The sequence below is a fragment of the Streptomyces sp. NPDC005811 genome (assembly GCF_040630405.1).
Classification (GTDB): Bacteria; Actinomycetota; Actinomycetes; order Streptomycetales; family Streptomycetaceae; genus Streptomyces.
Genome location: NZ_JBEXXK010000040.1, coordinates 63,337 through 79,703, shown reverse-complemented (window position 1 = coordinate 79,703; position 16,367 = coordinate 63,337). Strand labels below are relative to the sequence as shown.

At 71.8% G+C, this 16,367-nt stretch carries 16 protein-coding genes and 2 pseudogenes; 10 read left to right on the top strand and 8 right to left on the bottom strand.

Translation table 11 applies throughout. From position 1 onward, the window contains the following. Nucleotides 1–18: 18 nt before the first annotated feature. From ABZ490_RS34895 to ABZ490_RS34885, 3 genes are all read right to left on the bottom strand, one after another. Nucleotides 19–357 (bottom strand): DUF3817 domain-containing protein, encoded by a 339-nt coding sequence (locus ABZ490_RS34895; protein WP_358999402.1) that lies wholly within the window; start codon nucleotides 355–357, stop codon nucleotides 19–21. A 55-nt stretch (nucleotides 358–412) separates the two neighbouring features. Continuing rightward, nucleotides 413–922 carry a MarR family transcriptional regulator gene (locus ABZ490_RS34890; RefSeq protein ID WP_358999399.1) on the bottom strand — a complete coding sequence of 170 codons (510 nt, stop codon included), beginning with the start codon at nucleotides 920–922 and terminating at the stop codon, nucleotides 413–415. 100 nt (nucleotides 923–1,022) lie between these two features. Further along, nucleotides 1,023–2,099 carry a matrixin family metalloprotease gene (locus ABZ490_RS34885; RefSeq protein ID WP_358999396.1) on the bottom strand — a complete coding sequence of 359 codons (1,077 nt, stop codon included), beginning with the start codon at nucleotides 2,097–2,099 and terminating at the stop codon, nucleotides 1,023–1,025. 286 nt (nucleotides 2,100–2,385) lie between these two features. Between ABZ490_RS34885 and ABZ490_RS34880 the strand changes: the two genes are divergently transcribed. Further along, nucleotides 2,386–3,039 (top strand): TetR/AcrR family transcriptional regulator, encoded by a 654-nt coding sequence (locus tag ABZ490_RS34880; RefSeq protein WP_358999393.1) that lies wholly within the window; start codon nucleotides 2,386–2,388, stop codon nucleotides 3,037–3,039. A 46-nt stretch (nucleotides 3,040–3,085) separates the two neighbouring features. Here the strand turns inward: ABZ490_RS34880 and ABZ490_RS34875 are convergent, their stop codons facing one another. Both ABZ490_RS34875 and ABZ490_RS34870 read right to left on the bottom strand, forming a co-directional pair. Then, entirely contained in the window at nucleotides 3,086–3,379 is a 294-nt protein-coding gene (locus tag ABZ490_RS34875) for an MTH1187 family thiamine-binding protein (protein ID WP_358999390.1), read from the bottom strand. Beyond that, nucleotides 3,376–3,729 (bottom strand): DUF3817 domain-containing protein, encoded by a 354-nt coding sequence (locus tag ABZ490_RS34870; RefSeq protein ID WP_358999387.1) that lies wholly within the window; start codon nucleotides 3,727–3,729, stop codon nucleotides 3,376–3,378. The genes ABZ490_RS34875 and ABZ490_RS34870 overlap by 4 nt, the downstream gene beginning before the upstream one ends. A 175-nt stretch (nucleotides 3,730–3,904) precedes the next feature. On the opposite strand from ABZ490_RS34870, the gene ABZ490_RS34865 reads away from it, so the two are divergent. The 4 genes from ABZ490_RS34865 (at nucleotide 3,905) to ABZ490_RS34850 (ending at nucleotide 6,570) form a co-directional block, all read left to right on the top strand. Then, the gene (locus ABZ490_RS34865; RefSeq protein WP_358999479.1) at nucleotides 3,905–4,537 is read left to right on the top strand and encodes an AIM24 family protein; all 633 of its coding nucleotides are present in this window, start codon (nucleotides 3,905–3,907) and stop codon (nucleotides 4,535–4,537) included. A 1-nt stretch (nucleotide 4,538) separates the two neighbouring features. Next, a complete protein-coding gene (locus ABZ490_RS34860) occupies nucleotides 4,539–5,189 on the top strand; it encodes an AIM24 family protein (protein ID WP_358999384.1) in 651 nt (216 codons plus the stop codon). Between the two features lie 47 nt (nucleotides 5,190–5,236). Further along, nucleotides 5,237–6,001 carry an AIM24 family protein gene (locus tag ABZ490_RS34855; protein WP_099054002.1) on the top strand — a complete coding sequence of 255 codons (765 nt, stop codon included), beginning with the start codon at nucleotides 5,237–5,239 and terminating at the stop codon, nucleotides 5,999–6,001. A gap of 92 nt (nucleotides 6,002–6,093) precedes the next feature. Then, nucleotides 6,094–6,570, top strand: a complete 477-nt coding sequence (locus tag ABZ490_RS34850; protein WP_358999381.1) for a MarR family transcriptional regulator — start codon at nucleotides 6,094–6,096, stop codon at nucleotides 6,568–6,570. A gap of 71 nt (nucleotides 6,571–6,641) precedes the next feature. Here ABZ490_RS34850 and ABZ490_RS34845 read toward each other — a convergent pair whose 3' ends face one another. The 3 genes from ABZ490_RS34845 to ABZ490_RS34835 form a co-directional block, all read right to left on the bottom strand. Next, nucleotides 6,642–7,841: an MFS transporter gene (locus ABZ490_RS34845; protein WP_358999378.1), complete on the bottom strand. Its 1,200-nt coding sequence runs from the start codon at nucleotides 7,839–7,841 to the stop codon at nucleotides 6,642–6,644. 130 nt (nucleotides 7,842–7,971) lie between these two features. Beyond that, nucleotides 7,972–8,928, bottom strand: a complete 957-nt coding sequence (gene meaB / locus ABZ490_RS34840) for a methylmalonyl Co-A mutase-associated GTPase MeaB (protein ID WP_358999374.1) — start codon at nucleotides 8,926–8,928, stop codon at nucleotides 7,972–7,974. Between the two features lie 34 nt (nucleotides 8,929–8,962). After that, a complete protein-coding gene (locus ABZ490_RS34835; RefSeq protein ID WP_358999371.1) occupies nucleotides 8,963–10,174 on the bottom strand; it encodes an acetyl-CoA C-acetyltransferase in 1,212 nt (403 codons plus the stop codon). Between the two features lie 151 nt (nucleotides 10,175–10,325). Between ABZ490_RS34835 and mce the strand changes: the two genes are divergently transcribed. From mce to ABZ490_RS34810, 5 genes and pseudogenes are all read left to right on the top strand, one after another. After that, on the top strand, nucleotides 10,326–10,766 hold the full coding sequence (gene mce / locus ABZ490_RS34830) for a methylmalonyl-CoA epimerase (protein WP_107441870.1): 441 nt from the start codon (nucleotides 10,326–10,328) through the stop codon (nucleotides 10,764–10,766). A gap of 232 nt (nucleotides 10,767–10,998) precedes the next feature. After that, nucleotides 10,999–14,880 carry a polarized growth protein Scy gene (scy, locus tag ABZ490_RS34825; RefSeq protein WP_358999366.1) on the top strand — a complete coding sequence of 1,294 codons (3,882 nt, stop codon included), beginning with the start codon at nucleotides 10,999–11,001 and terminating at the stop codon, nucleotides 14,878–14,880. 183 nt (nucleotides 14,881–15,063) lie between these two features. Beyond that, a complete protein-coding gene (locus ABZ490_RS34820) occupies nucleotides 15,064–16,002 on the top strand; it encodes a hypothetical protein (protein ID WP_055635089.1) in 939 nt (312 codons plus the stop codon). Between the two features lie 95 nt (nucleotides 16,003–16,097). Further along, nucleotides 16,098–16,199: pseudogene (locus ABZ490_RS34815) on the top strand (ABC transporter ATP-binding protein); the annotation flags it as partial. 17 nt (nucleotides 16,200–16,216) lie between these two features. Further along, a pseudogene (locus tag ABZ490_RS34810) lies at nucleotides 16,217–16,306 on the top strand (ABC transporter permease); the annotation flags it as partial. Between the last annotated feature and the right edge of the window lie 61 nt (nucleotides 16,307–16,367).

Sequence of the window (16,367 nt, the reverse complement as noted above, 5' to 3'; positions counted from 1 at the left end):
GTGGCTACTTCAGGGGGACTACGCCTTGACGACGTCCGGGGCGGTGTCGGCGACCCGCTCCTCCAGTTCGCGCGTCACCTTGCGCTCCACGAAGAACGCGGCCGTCGGCACGGTTCCGGCGAGCAGCACCCAGAGCTGCTTGCCGACCGGCCACTTCGCCTTGGAACCCAGGTCGAAGGCGAAGACGAGGTAGACGACGTACAGCCAGCCGTGCGCGATGCCCACGGCGCGGGTGAAGCTGTCGGCGCCGTCGACGTCGAGCACGTACTTGGCGATCACGCCCAGGGTCAGCAGGACCAGCAGTACACCGGTGACGTAGGCCATCACGCGGTAGCGGGTCAGCACGCTCTTCTTCATGCCGTCGAGCGTAACCGCCCGTTCCGGTAGATCTTGGGCCGGGTCGGCCCCCGGGTCAGTCCTCGTCGAAGTCGCGCGCCGCGACCCGCAGCGGGCGCAGCATCGCGAAGATCTCGGCACACTCCTCCGCGTCGTACACGCCGAGCCCGAAGTCCATCGCCATGAGGTCGCCGGTGGCCGCCTCGACGACCTCGCGGCCCTTGGCGGTGATGACGGCGAGGGTGCCGCGGCCGTCGTTGGGGTTGGGGCGCCGGGCGACCAGGCCCGATTTCACGAGGCGGTCGACGGTGTTGGTCACCGAGGTGGGGTGCACCTGGAGCCGCTCGCCGATCTTCGACATGGTCAGCTCGCCCTCCTTGGAGAAGGTGAGCAGCACCAGTGCCTCGTAGCGGGCGAACGTCAGCCCGTACGGCTTGACCACCGCGTCGACCTCGGCGAGCAGGATCTGGTGCGCCCGCATGATCGACGTGATCGCCGACATGGACGGCACGTTGCCCCACCGCTGCTTCCAGAGCTCGTCGGCGCGGGCGATGGGATCGAAGGGGAGACTGAGCGGCTTCGGCACGTAATCGACCCTACCCGCCGGTCATATCGTGGTCAGCCCCGTCTCGGCTTTCGGTCCGCCGGGCGCGCGGGGCCTTCGCGCGCCCGGCGGACGCCGGTGCTCAGTAGATGCTGCGCAGGCCCAGCACGTCCCCCTTGCCGAGGGTGCGGGCGGTGGTGGAACAGGCGAACGAACTCGGGTACATGGTGAGGTTCTCGTGGCCGGAGCCGACATGGCCGAGGCCGAACACATGGCCGGCCTCGTGGGTGGCGACGCTGCGGATGTCGTACGCGTCCTCGCAGTCGCCCGTCGGTTCGTCCGTGAAGGTGTAGTCGTGGATGTTGAAGCGGACGTCGGCCTCGATCAGCCGGTCCGGGCCGCGGGAGACGGGGCGGCTCCAGGAGCAGGTCGTGGCGACGCTGTCGCTGCTGAGGTCCCCGGCGTCCCAGACGTTCATGCCGTCCCGGTCGGTGCAGCGGGCCATGTGGTCGATGCCGGCCTCGTGGCCGGTGGCGGCCAGGAACCTGGCGCGGGCCCCGATGGTGTCGGCGAGTCCGCAGGCGTTGCGGCCGCGGATGATGGCGGTGATGCCCTCCTCGAAGGCCTGGCGGACCTGACGGCGGGGCAGGTCGCCCGGCTGGGGACCGTCGCCGACGAACCACTCGTACGTGCCGTACTCCTTGCGGTCGGCCACGGAGTAGGCGGTGTCCGCGCAGGGGGCGGGGGCGTCGGCGCGGCTGCCCGTGCGGCGGGTGGGGCGGGCGGCCTTGCCCGACGGCCGGTGCCGGGCGTCGCCGTGACTGCGCTCGCCCTTGCCGTCCGCCGTGGCGCCGCCCGAGCGGTCGCCCTCGCCGTCGTCGAAGCCGTAGGACACCGTGCCGTCGGCGGCGACGGCCAGGGTGAAGCCGCGGCTCGACCCGTCCGCCGTGAGGGAGTCGACGCTGACCTTGGTGCCGGGTTCGGGGACCGTGAGGCCGGCGCCGCCGTGGGTGACCAGGCGGCCCACGGCGCCGCAGCGGGTCGCGGAGGAGCCGGCGGGCAGGTCGTCGACGGTCAGCTCGCCGGGGGCGAGCACACATGCGTGGCCGGAGTGTTCCGCACGCGTGTGCGTACCGGCTCCGGACGCGAGGAAGGCCAGTGCGGCCGCCAGGAGCACGGCGGCCGAACAACGGTTCATCACACAGGACTTGATCGACACCGGGAGAGATTAGCCAGCGCCCGCCGGGTCGAAACCCGTCCCCCGGTCGCCCTATTGAGCGACTGCTCAAACGGGAGTACCGTCCCTCGCGAGCCGTTTGAGCAATCGCTCAAACATGCCCCGACCTGGGGGATTCATATGACGATCTTCATGGGGGCGGGGGTCCGGGTCCACGTCGACGGCGGCCGCGTGCGAACACAGGACCCGTCGGAGCGCCACCGGTGGCGCCTCAGATTCACCCGGATTTCACCCGTATCGACCAATTTCCGCGCACGGAGGCACCCGATTGAGCCCCGCACCCCGGACCGGTCCGGACACCAGGACCAAGCTGCTGGACGGCACCCTGCGCACGCTCACCGAGCAGGGCATCGCCAAGGCGTCGGCGCGTACGATCGCGGCGGCCGCCGGCGTCAACCAGGCGCTGGTCTTCTACCACTTCGGCTCGGTGGACGAACTGCTCGCGGCGGCGTGCAGGTACGGCGCGGAGCGCACGGTGGCGCGCTACCGGCCCCGTCTCGCCGCCGTCACCTCGCTGACCGAACTCCTCGCCCTGGGGCGTGAGATCCACGACCGGGAGCGCGCGGGCGGCCATGTCGCGCTGCTCGGCCAGCTGCTGGCGGGTGCCCCCACCCACGCGACCCTCGGCCCGGCCACGGCGGCGGGCCTCGATCTGTGGGTCGCGGAGATCGAGCAGGTCCTCGAACGCGTGCTCACCGGCACCCCGTTCGGCGAGTTCACCGACCCTCCGGGGCTCGCCCGGGCCGTCGCGGCCTCGTTCGTCGGGATCGAGCTGTACGAAGGGGTCGACGCGGCCGGCGCCACCTCCGCGCTGGACGCCCTGCAGCAGCTGGGCCTCCTGGTCGCCGCCCTGGAGGAACTCGGGCCGGTGGCCCAGCGGGCGGTGCGGCAGTATCTGCGGAGGGCGTCCGCGCGGCGGTGAGCCGCCCCGCGGCCGCCCCGCACGGGTGTCGGATTGCGGGGGGCGCTCAGTCCGCCAGGTACCGCTCGACCGTCTCCACCTTCGACGTCAGACCGTCCGTCACGCCCGGGCGGATGTCCGCCTTGAGGACGAGGGAGACGCGGGGCGCGCGTTCCTCGACGGCGGCCACGGCGCGCCGGACGACGTCCATGACCTCGTCCCAGTCCCCCTCGACGGAGGTGAACATGGCGTCGGTGCGATGGGGCAGGCCCGAGGCGCGGACCACGCGGACGGCCTCGGCGACGTACTCCCCCACGTCCTCGCCGACGCCGAGCGGGGTGACGGAGAAGGCGACGATCACGCGTTCACCACGCCTTCCTTGCCGGCGCGGGCGGCGATGGCCGCGTCGACCGCGCTCTCGGCCTCGCGGCGCAGCCGGCGCTCGGCGAAGAAGCCGCCGGTCGGCAGGACGGAGAGGACGAAGTAGAGGGCGGCCGTCTTCAGGGACCACTTGGCGCGGTTCCAGGCGTCCGCCCAGAACAGGACGTACAGGACGAACAGGATGCCGTGGACCATGCCCATCACGGGCACCGCGTTGAAGTCCGTGGTCCGCTTGAGCACCGAGCAGACGAGCAGCAGCAGGAACGAGACGGCCTCCGGGGCGGAGACCAGTCGGAGGCGGCGGAGGGCGGAGGCGGTCTTCAGGTCCACGGGTCACCTTCGGGGGGACATCGGGGGAACTACGTCGGTCGGTTCGCTTGTGAACGCACGCACAAGGGTTCGTCCATTGTGGCAAACGGTTCACCTAGGGGTGCGGTCAGGGTCGTTCTCCACCCACAGGTGCTGTTCTGCGCACCCGCGGGGCCGCTACCTTCGCAGCGTGGCGATGTTCCGACTGCAAGGCAGCAAGGTGCTCGCCGTCGACATGACCGGGGACGCCGTGAAGGCGAAGAACGGCTCGATGGTCGCGTACGACGGTCAGATGGCCTTCAAGAAGCTCAGTGGCGGCGGTGAGGGGATCCGGGGGATGGTGACCCGGCGGCTCACCGGCGAGCAGATGACCGTGATGGAGGTGAGAGGACAGGGGACGTGCTGGTTCGCCGACCGCGCCTCCGAGATCAACCTCGTCAGCCTCCAGGGGGACAAGTTGTTCGTGGAGTCGAGCAATCTGCTCGCGACGGACGCGGGCCTGCGGACGGGGACGAGTTTCACCGGCCTGCGCGGCGCCTCCCAGGGCAACGGACTGTTCACGACGACGGTGGAGGGACACGGCCAGGCGGCCATCACCTCCGACGGACCGGCCGTCGTGCTGCGGGTCAGCCCGCAGTACCCGCTGACCGTCGACCCGGGGGCGTACATCGCGCACCAGGGGAACGTCCGTCAGTCCTTCCAGTCCGGTGTGACGTTCCGCACCTTCCTGGGCGAGGGCGGCGGCGAGGCCTTCCAGATCCGCTTCGAGGGGGACGGCCTGGTGTACGTCCAGCCGAGCGAGCGCAACACGATCGCGGGGGACGTCTGAGGTGAGCTTCCGAGAGATCAACTCCAAAATGGTCGAGGCGACGGTCGTGCCGGGGCAGCGGCTGTTCAGTCAGCGCGGCGCCATGCTGGCATACCGCGGCGAGGTCTCCTTCACCCCCAACCTGCAGGGCGGTCAGGGCGGCGTGATGTCCATGATCGGCCGACGGCTGGCCAACGAGGACACCCCGCTGATGACGGTCGAGGGCAGCGGCACGGTCCTGTTCGGGCACGGCGGCCACCACGTCCAGGTCATCCGGCTCACCGGCGACACCCTGTACGTCGAGGCGGACCGGCTGCTCGCCTTCGAGGGCACCCTCCAGCAGGGCACGATGTTCCTCGGCTCCCAGGGCGGGGTCATGGGCATGGTCCGCGGGCAGATCAGCGGCCAGGGCCTCTTCACCACCACCCTCAAGGGGCAGGGCGCGGTCGCCGTGATGGCCCACGGCGGGGTCTTCGAGATCCCGATCACCCCGCAGCGCCCGGTCCATGTCGATCCGCAGGCCTACGTCGCCCATCACGGCGACGTCCGCAACAAGCTGTCGACGGCGCTCGGCTGGCGGGACATGGTGGGGCGCGGCTCCGGCGAGGCGTTCCAGCTGGAGCTCAGCGGCAGCGGTGCGGTGTTCGTCCAGGCGTCGGAGGAGAAGCTGTGAGCCACCACCCGGGCGCGGGCCCCGCCGGCCCCACCGTGCACGACCCGATGACCCTGCCGGTCGACGACAACGTCAACCACTACACCTTCTGTGTGGAACTGAAGGGGAGCCAGTGGTTCCTCCAGAAGGGGAAGATGATCGCCTACTACGGCTCGATCGACTTCAACGGCATCGGGCACGGCCGGCTGGACCGTCTGGTGCGTACCTCGTTCCATTCGCCTCTGCACGCGAGCGACTGGGTCGTGGCGGAGGGCTCGGGCAAGATGCTCCTCGCCGACCGGGCCTTCGATGTGAATTCGTACGACCTGGACGACGGCAACCTGACCATTCGCTCGGGCAATCTGCTCGCTTTTCAGCCAACTCTGTCCCTCAAGCAGTCGATCGTGCCGGGATTTCTCACACTGATCGGAACCGGAAAGTTCGTGGCCGCATCTAACGGCCCGGTGGTGTTCATGGAACCTCCCCTTCGGGTGGATCCCCAGGCACTCGTCGGCTGGGCCGACTGCCCCTCCCCGTGCCATCACTACGACCACGGGTACATGACGGGTGTCATGGGCGGTCTACGTGCGCTGACGGGCCTCGGCGGGGCCTCCGGGGAGGAGCACCAGTTCGAGTTCGTCGGCGCCGGCACGGTGCTGCTGCAGTCGACCGAGACCCTCATGGCGGAGCAGGCCACGGGGGCCGTTCCGCATGAGCCGGGAGTGCCCGGCGGGGGCGGAATGCCAGGTGTCCCGGGTGGGCACGGCGGTCAGAGCGGGGTACCGCGCCTTCCCGGACAGCTGGGAGACCTCCAGCGTCGCTTCGGGCTGTGAGCGGTAGTCTGCGGAGTGTGACATCGAACGCGTGCGCACCGTCACACCACCCTCACTAGTTCGCCTTTCAACATTTTAGGTAGACTTCACATATGGAGACCGAAACGGCCACGCGCTGGCTGACCGATGCGGAGCAGTGCGCCTGGCGCACCCACCTGGAGGTCAACAGGCTGTTGACGTACCAGCTCGAGAAGGACCTGCAGCCGTTCGGCCTGACCATGAACGACTACGAGATCCTGGTGAACCTGTCCGAGTCGGAGGACGTCCGGATGCGGATGAGCGACCTCGCGTCCGCCACCCTCCAGTCCAAGAGCCGTCTCTCGCACCAGATCACCCGCATGGAGAACGCGAACCTGGTCCGGCGCGAGAACTGCGAGTCCGACCGCCGGGGCCTCTACGCGGTCCTGACCCAGCACGGCATGGAGACCATGATGAAGGTCGCCCCGCACCACGTGTCCTCCGTGCGCCGGCACTTCATCGACCTCCTCTCCCCCGAGGCCCTCGTGGACCTCGACAAGTCCCTCAAGCCGATCGCGGAGCATCTGCGCGGCCAGCGCGGACGCCCGTAACCACACCCAGACGCCGCCGGGCGGAGCCCTGTCAGGGCTCCGCCCGGCGGCGTCCGTCCGCACCGGGACGGTCACGCGGGCACGGGCCGACCGCCCCCGGAGGAGCGCAGGGTGACGGCTGTCGCCGTCGTCAGCACCACCGCGCCCGTCAGCGCGAAGCACCAGGCGACCGGCAGCCGCCCGGCCAGCGCGCCCGCGACCGCCGTACCGGCCGTGCTGCCCGCGTTGACGGCCGTGTTGACCCAGGCCCCGGCCCGCACCCGGGCTTCGGGGGCGGCGCTCTCGTCGGCCATCAGATAGCCGGTGGTGATCGTCGGCGACACGAAGAACCCGACGGCCGCGACGGCCACCCCGAGCGTGACGGCACCCGGTGCCAGTCCGGCGGCGCACAGGGCCACTCCGAGTCCTGCCGTGAGCAGGGGAAGACGTGTCCCCGGAGCGCCCCGCCAGGACACGGCACCGTGCGCCAGCCCCCCGACCGCGCTGCCGGCCGACATCGCCGCCAGCAGCCAGGCCGCGGGCGCACCGCCGTGGCCCCGGCTCTCGGTGAACGCCACGATCAGCAGGTCGGCCACCCCGATCGCGAGCCCCACCACCAGGGCGGCGGCCACCGGCCGCGCGAGCCGGCGCGGCCCGCCGCCCCCGCCGCGCCGCCCGGCTCCCTTCCCGGGCGGCACCGCCCGCACCGCCGGGGAGGTGACGAAGGCGGCCGTCCCCGCGCCCATCAGGGCCGCGCCGAGAAGGATCCCGGCGGCCGGCGGGGCGAACCCGGCCAGGACGCCCACCAGCAGGGGCCCGGTGACGAAGAGCAGCTCCTCGGCGACGCCGTCGAGGCTGTAGGCACGCTGGAGCAGTCCCCGGTCGGGGGTCAGACGGCTCCATACCGCTCGCATGGCCGGCCCGAGCGGCGGGCAGCAGGACCCGGCGGCCGCGGCAAGCGGAGCCAGGACGAGCGGGGACGGACGGGTCAGGCCGAGTGTCAGGAGGGCGAGGAGCGTCAGGTGGGCGGCGGTCAGCGCGGGGAGCGCCCGGCGGGGGCCGAGGCGGTCGACGAGGGCCGCCCGGGCGGGCGACAGGAACACGGCGGTGCCGCCGAACAGGGCCATCACCCCGCCGGCCACGGTGTACGAGCCGCAGGCATGGGTCACCGAGAGCATCACGGACAGCGGGACGACGCCGTACGAGAGCCTGCCGAGCAGGGCGGCGGCGAAGGTGCGGCGGGCCTGCGGAAGGCGCAGGACGGCGCGGTAGGACGCGCGGGAGGCGGACATGGCGAATTCCTCGCGGGAGGCATGGGCAGGGGCACCTGGGGGCCACCCGGGGTGGCCCGGTGCGCGCTCTATGCCTGGGCGAGGAACATGGGGGTCAACGTACCAGCGCGGGCGTCCTCGTGACGAGGGGTCAGCTCGCGGTGAGGCCCGCGATCAGTTCGTCCGCCGCCCGGTGGGCGTCCAGTTCGCCCGCGACGATCCGCTCGGCCAGGGCGCCGAGGCGGCGGTCGCCGTGCAGGTCGCCGATGCGGCGGCGCAGGGCCGTGACGGCGATCGCCTCCACCTCGTGGGCGGCGCGGGCGCGGCGGCGCTCGGTGAGGACGCCGTGCTCCTCCATCCAGGCGCGGTGCTTCTCCAGGGCCTCGACGACCTCGTCGACGCCCTCGCCGCGGGAGGCGACCGTCTTCACGATCGGCGGGCGCCACTCCCCCGGCCTGCGGGGCTGGCCGAGGCCCAGCATGTGGTTCAGTTCCCGGGCGGTGGCGTCGGCGCCGTCCCGGTCGGCCTTGTTGACGACGTACACGTCGCCGATCTCCAGGATCCCGGCCTTGGCCGCCTGGATGCCGTCGCCCATGCCGGGGGCGAGCAGGACGACGCTGGTGTCCGCCTGGGAGGCGATCTCGACCTCCGACTGGCCGACGCCGACCGTCTCGACCAGGATCACCTCGCAGCCCGCCGCGTCCAGCACGCGGATCGCCTGCGGGGCGGACCAGGCGAGGCCGCCCAGATGGCCCCGGGTGGCCATGGAACGGATGTAGACACCGGGGTCCGAGGCGTGGTCGGACATCCGGACCCGGTCGCCGAGCAGGGCGCCGCCGGAGAACGGCGACGACGGGTCGACGGCGAGGACGCCGACCCGCCTGCCCTGCCGGCGGTAGGCGGTCACCAGCGCGGACGTCGAGGTGGACTTGCCGACGCCCGGGGAGCCGGTGAGGCCGACGACATAGGCGTTGCCGGTGAGCGGGGCCAGGGCGGCCATGACCTCACGGAGCTGCGGGGACGCCCCCTCCACCAGGGAGATCAGCCGGGCCACGGCCCGGGGCCGGCCTTCCCTGGCCTGGGCGACCAGCGAGGGGACGTCCTGCATCACAGCTCCGTTCGCGAAGAGGTCTACCGCGGGCTCAGGCCTTGGGCACGCGCACGATCAGCGCGTCGCCCTGGCCGCCGCCGCCGCACAGCGCGGCCGCGCCGACCCCGCCGCCGCGCCGCTTGAGCTCCAGGGCGAGGTGCAGCACGAGCCGGGCGCCGGACATGCCGATCGGGTGGCCGAGGGCGATCGCACCCCCGTTCACGTTCACCTTTTCCGTGGACACGCCCAGGTCCTTCATTGACTGGACCGCGACGGCGGCGAAGGCCTCGTTGATCTCGACGAGGTCGAGGTCCGCGACGCCGAGGCCCTCCTTCGCGAGGGCGTGCGTGATGGCGTTGGAGGGCTGGGACTGGAGCGAGTTGTCCGGGCCGGCCACATTGCCGTGGGCGCCGATCTCGGCGATCCAGGCCAGGCCCAGCTCCTCGGCCTTGGCCTTGCTCATCACGACGACCGCGGCGGCGCCGTCGGAGATCTGCGAGGAAGTGCCCGCGGTGATCGTGCCGTCCCTGGTGAAGGCCGGGCGCAGCTTGCCCAGGGACTCCGCGGTGGTGTCGCCGCGGATGCCCTCGTCCTGGCTGAAGACCACCGGCTCGCCCTTGCGCTGCGGGATCTCGACCGGGGTGATCTCGGCCTCGAAGATCCCGTTCTTCTGCGCGGCGGCGGCCCGCTGGTGGGACAGCGCGGCGATCTCGTCCTGCTCGGGGCGCAGGATGCCGAGGCGCGTGTTGTGCTTCTCCGTGGACTCGCCCATGGCGATGTTCTCGAAGGCGTCCGTGAGACCGTCGTACGCCATCGCGTCGAGCATCTCGATCGCGCCGTACTTGTAGCCCTCGCGGGACTTCGGGAGCAGGTGGGGGGCGTTGGTCATGGACTCCTGGCCGCCCGCGACGACCACGTCGAACTCACCCGCGCGGATCAGCTGGTCGGCCAGCGCGATCGCGTCGAGGCCGGACAGACACACCTTGTTGATGGTGAGCGCCGGGACGTTCATCGGGATGCCGGCCTTGACGGCGGCCTGACGGGCCGGGATCTGGCCCGCGCCGGCCTGGAGCACCTGGCCCATGATCACATACTGCACCTGGTCGCCGCCGATCCCGGCGCGGTCCAGGGCGGCCTTGATCGCGAAGCCGCCGAGGTCGGCTCCGGAGAAGGACTTCAGCGAGCCCAGCAGCCGTCCCATGGGCGTCCGCGCGCCCGCGACGATCACCGAGGTCCTGCTGTTCGTTCCAGTCGATCCAGTCATGAGCTGCGATTCCCCTTACCGGCCTGCACTGGCCGAGGAGTGAACGAGGGTTTACTGCGAATGTACTGAGTGGCACTCCGTGCCGTCATCGGCCCTTCAGTGTGATCGCGCGCACGTTGCGTAACCACCTCCGCCGCGCTCCACTAACACCATGCTGACGCGAATCGACCACATCGGGATCGCCTGTCACGACCTCGACGCGACCGTCGAGTTCTACCGTTCCACGTACGGCTTCGAGGTGTTCCACTCCGAGGTCAACGAGGAGCAGGGCGTCCGGGAAGCCATGCTCAAGATCAATGAGACCTCCGACGGCGGGGCCTCCTACCTGCAGCTTCTGGAGCCGACCCGCCCGGACTCCACCGTAGCCAAGTGGCTCGACAAGAACGGCGAGGGCGTCCACCACATCGCTTTCGGTACGGCGGATGTGGACGGCGAGGCCGCGGACATCCGCTCCAAGGGCGTACGCGTTCTGTACGAAGAGCCGCGACGCGGCTCCATGGGGTCACGAATCACCTTCCTGCATCCCAAGGATTGCCACGGAGTACTGACAGAACTGGTCACTTCGGCGCCTGTTGAGTCACCTGAGCACTGACCCTCGTACATATGGGCCGGTAGGGTTGGGGGCGGTCGTCGCTCCACCAGGGCGGCCGGTCCTGCCGCCTTGGACGGCGGGACATCGCCGGGGTCCGGGTTTCGGGGGACGAGCGTCGGGGCAGCAGCCCATGCTCCGTCGTTGATCTGACACCATTCCCCGGGGGCCCCGTTCGGCGGATGGACGGTGCTCGTTCGGCAAGCTTGCGACCAGGGACGGATGGGACCGCGCAGTGCGGGGCTACGAGAGCCAGGAGCGGGAACCGGCGGCTGACGTCGACCACCTCACACGGTTCGAAGCCGAGATGAAGCGGCTGAAGACCGAGCGTGAGAAGGCGATCCAGCATGCCGAGGACCTCGGCTACCAGGTCGAGGTGCTGCGCGCCAAGTTGCACGAGGCGCGCCGCACACTCATGTCCCGGCCGTCCTTCGACGGCGGCGACCTCGGGTACCAGGCCGAACAGATGCTGCGCAACGCGCAGATGCAGGCCGACCAGTTGCGCCAGGACGCCGAGCGCGAGCTGAGCCAGGTCCGGGCGCAGACCCAGCGCATCCTCCAGGAGCACGCCGAACAGGCGGCCCGGCTCCAGGCGGAGCTGCACCAGGAGGCCGTCAGCCGGCGCCAGCAGCTCGACCAGGAGCTGGCGGAGCGCCGGCAGACCGTCGAGTCGCACGTCAACGAGAACGTGGCGTGGGCCGAGCAGCTGCGGGCCCGTTCCGAGGCCCAGGCCCGCCGGCTGCTGGAGGAGTCGCGCGCCGAGGCCGAGCAGGCCATGGCCGCCGCCCGCGCCGAGGCCGAACGGGTGGCCGCGGAGGCCCGCCAGCGGCTCCAGGCCGACGCGGAGCAGACCCGCGCGGAGGCCGAGCAGCTCCTGCTGCGCGCCCGCACCGACGCCGAGCGGATGATCAACGCCGCCTCCACCCAGGCCCAGGAGGCCACCGAGCACGCGGAGGCGATGCGCAGCTCCACGGCGAACGAGTCGGACTCGGCCCGCCGCCACGCGGGGGAGCTGAGCCGCGCCGCCGAGCAGCGGATGGCCGACGCCGAGGAGGCGCTCCGCAAGGCGCAGTCCGAGGCCGAGAAGGTCGTCGCCGAGGCCAAGACCACCGCCGAGAAGGCCCTCGCGAGCGCCGAGGCCACCAACGAGCAGCGCACCCGTACGGCGAAGGAGCAGGTCGCCCGGCTGGTCACCGAGGCCAGCCAGGAGGCCGAGACCACCAAGGCGGACGCCGAGCAGGTCGTCGCCGACGCGCGCGCCGAGGCCGAGAAGATCGTCGCGGAGGCCTCCGAGAAGGCCCGCACGATCACCGCCGAGGAGAGCGCCACCCAGCTGTCGAAGGCGGCCAAGACCGCCGAGGACGTCCTCAACAAGGCGCAGGAGGACGCGCGGGGCACCACCAAGGCCGCCGCCGAGGAGGCCGAGCGGATCCGCCGGGAGGCGGAGAACGAGGCGGACCGGCTGCGCGCCGAGGCGCACGACATCGCCGAGCAGCTCAAGGGCTCCGCGAAGGACGACACCAAGGAGTACCGCGCCAAGACGGTCGAGCTGCAGGAGGAGGCCCGCCGGCTGCGCGGCGAGGCCGAGCAGCTGCGCTCCGACGCGGTCGGCGAGGGCGAGAAGATCCGCGCGGAGGCCCGCAGGGAGGCCGTCCAGCAGATCGAGGAGGCCGCCCGGTCGGCCGAGGAGCTGTTGTCCAAGGCGAAGGCCGACGCGGACGAGCTGCGCCAGAAGGCCACGGCGGACAGCGAGAAGGTCCGCACCGAGGCCATCGAGCGCGCCACCACCCTGCGCCGGCAGGCCGAGGAGACCCTGGAGCGCACCCGCGCCGAGGCCGAACGCTCCCGCGAGGAGGCGGTGGAGCTCGCCGAGACCATCACCTCGGGTGCCGAGCGCGCGGCGGAGGAGCTGCGCGAGGAGACCGAGCGCGCGGTCGAGGCCCGGCAGGCGGAGGCCGCCGAGGAGCTGACCCGGCTGCACACGGAGGCCGAGTCGCGGCTGGCGTCCGCCGAGCAGGCGCTGACGGAGGCGCGGGAGGAGGCCGCGCGGATCCGCCGCGAGGCCGCCGACGAGGCCGACCGGCTGCGCACCGAGGCCGCCGAGCGGATCCGTACGCTCCAGCAGCAGGCCGCCGACGAGATCGACCGGCTGCGCACCGAGGCCGCGGCCGACGCGTCCGCCTCGCGGGCCGAGGGCGAGGCCGTCGCCGTACGGCTGAGGTCGGAGGCCGCGGCCGAGGCCGAGCGGCTCAAGAACGAGGCGCAGGACTTCGCCGACCGGGTGCGCACGGAGGCCACGGCGGCCGCCGAGCGGCTGGCCGACGAGGCGACCGAGACGCTGGACGCCGCCCAGGAGGAGGCCGTCCGCCGGCGCCGCGAGGCCGAGGAACTCCTCGGCTCCGCCCGCCAGGAGGCCGACCAGGAGCGCGAGCGGGCCCGGGCGCAGTCCGAGGAGCTGCTGGCGTCGGCGCGCAACCGCGTGGAGGAGGCGCAGACCGAGGCGGTCCGGCTGGTCGAGGAGGCCGACCGGCGCTCCGGCGAGATGGTCGGCGCGGCCGAACTCCACGCCCAGCAGGTGCGGGACTCCGTGACGGGGCTGCACGAGCAGGCCCAGGAGGAGATCAACGGGCTGCGCTCGGCGGCCGAGCACGCCGCGGACCGCACCCGGCGGGAGGCCGAGGAGGAGGCGGACCGGGTCCGCGCCGACGCCTACGCCGAGCGGGAGCGGGCCAGCGAGGACGCGAGCCGGATCCGCCGCGAGGCGAGCGCCGCCTCCGAGGCGGCGCAGGAACTGGCCGAGCGGACCGTCGGCGAGGCGATCGCGGAGGCCGAGCGGCTGCGCACGGAGTCGTCGGCGTACGCCCAGCGGGTGCGCACGGAGGCCTCGGACTCCCTGGTGGAGGCCGACCAGGCCGCGGCCCGCACCCGGGCCGACGCCCGCGAGGACGCCAACCGCATCCGCTCGGACGCGGCGACCCAGGCGGACACCCTCATCACCGAGGCCCGCAACGAGGCCGAGCGGCTCCAGACGGAGACCATCGCCGAGGCGGAGCGGCTGACGGCCGACACGGCCGCGGAGGCCGAGCGGGTCCGTGCCGATTCCGTCGCCCGGGCGGAGAAGCTGATCCAGGACGCGAGCGGGGACGCGGAGCGGCTGCGGGCCGAGGCCGCCGAGACGGTGGGTTCGGCGCAGCAGGCCGCCGAGCGGATCCGGCTGGAGTCGGAGCGGGTCAAGGCGCAGGCCGCGGCGGAGGCCGACCGCATGCTGAGCGTGGCCCGCGACGAGGCCGACGAGACGCTGGACGCCTCCCGCAAGGAGGCCAACAAGCGGCGCTCCGAGGCGGCCGAGCAGGTCGACACGCTCATCACGGAGACCACGGCCGAGGTCGACAAGCTGCTGACGGAGGCTCAGGAGCAGGCGCTGCAGACCACCGCGGACGCGGAGACGCAGGCCGACTCGATGGTGGGCGCGGCCCGCACCGAGGCCGACCGGCTGGTCTCCGAGGCGACGCGCGAGGGCAACAGCCGGGTGGAGAAGGCCCGTACGGACGCGGACGAGCTGCTCGTCGGCGCCCGCCGGGACGCCACCGCGATCAGGGAGCGCGCGGAGGAGCTGCGCGACCGCATCACCGCCGAGATCGAGTCGCTGCACGAGCGGGCCCGCCGCGAGGCCTCCGAGACGATGAAGTCGACCGGCGACCGCTGCGACGCGCTGATCAAGGCGTCCGAGGAGCAGCTCACCAAGGCGCAGGCCAAGGCGAAGGAGCTGGTGTCGGAGGCCAACTCCGAGGCCGGCAAGGTCCGGATCGCCGCCGTGAAGAAGGCGGAGGGTCTGCTCAAGGAGGCCGAGCAGAAGAAGTCGGCGCTGATCCGGGAGGCCGAGGAGCTCAAGGCCGAGGCGATCCGCGAGGCGCGGCTCACGGTCGAGGAGGGCAAGCGCGAGCTGGAGGTCCTGGTGCGGCGGCGTGAGGACATCAACGCCGAGATCTCCCGGGTCCAGGATGTGCTGGAGGCGCTGGAGTCCTTCGAGATCCCGTCGGCGAACAAGGACGGGAGCCTCAGGGCGGGCGCGAGCATCGGCGCGCCCCGATCGGGCGGGAAGACCACTGACGGCTAGCAGAATGTGTGGATTGCGTTAAAGTCTGCCCCCTTACCCTGAGTTTTTGGCAAGGGGTGTGGGGTTCAGCCACCCAAAAGGGGTGTCATTCCTCAGATCAAACACGCATACGCTCGATGACACAGCGCTCCGGCCCCTAGGATTCCACCTATCACCTCACCGGTCTCATTCGACAGGAACCCCATGAGCGACACTTCCCCCTACGGCTTCGAGCTAGTGCGGCGTGGGTACGACCGCGCTCAGGTGGACGAACGGATCTCCAAGCTCGTCTCCGACCGTGACAGCGCTCTCGCCCGCATCACCGCTCTGGAAAAGCGCATCGAGGAGCTCCACCTCGAGACCCAGAACGCCCAGGCCCAGGTCACCGACGCAGAGCCGTCGTACGCCGGGCTCGGCGCGCGGGTCGAGAAGATCCTCCGCCTCGCCGAGGAGGAGGCCAAGGATCTGCGCGAGGAAGCCCGTCGCGCGTCCGAGCAGCACCGCGAGCTCGCCGAGTCGGCGGCCCAGCAGGTGCGCAACGACGCAGAATCGTTCGCTGCGGACCGCAAGGCCAAGGCGGAGGACGAGGGCGTCCGGATCGTCGAGAAGGCCAAGAGCGACGCGTCGCAGCTGCGCCAGGAGGCCCAGAAGGACGCGCAGTCGAAGCGCGAGGAGGCGGACGCCCTCTTCGAGGAGACCCGCGCCAAGGCCGCGCAGGCCGCCGCCGACTTCGAGACCAACCTGGCCAAGCGCCGCGAGCAGTCCGAGCGTGACCTGGCGTCCCGTCAGCAGAAGGCGGAGAAGCGGCTCGCGGAGATCGAGCACCGCGCGGAGCAGCTGCGCCTGGAGGCGGAGAAGCTGCGCACGGACGCCGAGCGCCGCGCCCGCCAGACCGTCGAGACGGCGCAGCGTCAGGCCGAGGACATCGTGGCCGACGCGAACGCCAAGGCGGACCGGATCCGTTCGGAATCCGAGCGCGAGCTGGCGGCCCTCACCAACCGCCGCGACAGCATCAACGCGCAGCTGACGAACGTCCGCGAGATGCTCGCCACGCTGACCGGCGCCGCGGTGGCCGCGGCCGGCGCCCCGGTCACGGACGACGAGCCGATCTCCCGCGGAGTGCCGGCGCAGCAGTCCCGGTAACCCTCGGGGTACCCCGGCCGAACGTCGGACGGAGCCCGTTGCCAGCGGTGGCAGCGGGCTTCGTGGCGTTCTGGCGTGGCGGCATGATCGAGGTCGAGGGCCGGACGGTGTTCGTGTCCTCCCATCTGATGAGCGAGATGGCGCTGAGCGCCGACACGTCGATGGCCGATTTCGTCGCCCGCAACTCCCGGGCGTACGGTCCGCATGGACCAAGATCCGGTCGGTGGCGTCCACCGTCTGGACACTCTCGCTCGCCGTGGTGGTCACCGTCGCCCTCGGCATGCTCATCTCGGCGTGGTCGAAGCTGTCGCCGGGCATCCTGATGCCGTTCTGGCCGACCAGACCGGCAGCAAGATCATGCGGGA

Bases quoted from the DNA above. Each gene is read 5' to 3' on its own strand.
- ABZ490_RS34895 (WP_358999402.1), bottom strand. From the start codon at position 357: ATGAAGAAGAGCGTGCTGACCCGCTACCGCGTGATGGCCTACGTCACC.
- ABZ490_RS34865 (WP_358999479.1), top strand. From the start codon at position 3,905: ATGTTCCGACTGCAAGGCAGCAAGGTGCTCGCCGTCGACATGACCGGG.
- ABZ490_RS34855 (WP_099054002.1), top strand. From the start codon at position 5,237: ATGACCCTGCCGGTCGACGACAACGTCAACCACTACACCTTCTGTGTG.
- ABZ490_RS34850 (WP_358999381.1), top strand. From the start codon at position 6,094: ATGGAGACCGAAACGGCCACGCGCTGGCTGACCGATGCGGAGCAGTGC.
- ABZ490_RS34845 (WP_358999378.1), bottom strand. From the start codon at position 7,841: ATGTCCGCCTCCCGCGCGTCCTACCGCGCCGTCCTGCGCCTTCCGCAG.
- meaB (WP_358999374.1), bottom strand. From the start codon at position 8,928: ATGCAGGACGTCCCCTCGCTGGTCGCCCAGGCCAGGGAAGGCCGGCCC.
- ABZ490_RS34835 (WP_358999371.1), bottom strand. From the start codon at position 10,174: ATGACTGGATCGACTGGAACGAACAGCAGGACCTCGGTGATCGTCGCG.
- mce (WP_107441870.1), top strand. From the start codon at position 10,326: ATGCTGACGCGAATCGACCACATCGGGATCGCCTGTCACGACCTCGAC.
- ABZ490_RS34820 (WP_055635089.1), top strand. From the start codon at position 15,064: ATGAGCGACACTTCCCCCTACGGCTTCGAGCTAGTGCGGCGTGGGTAC.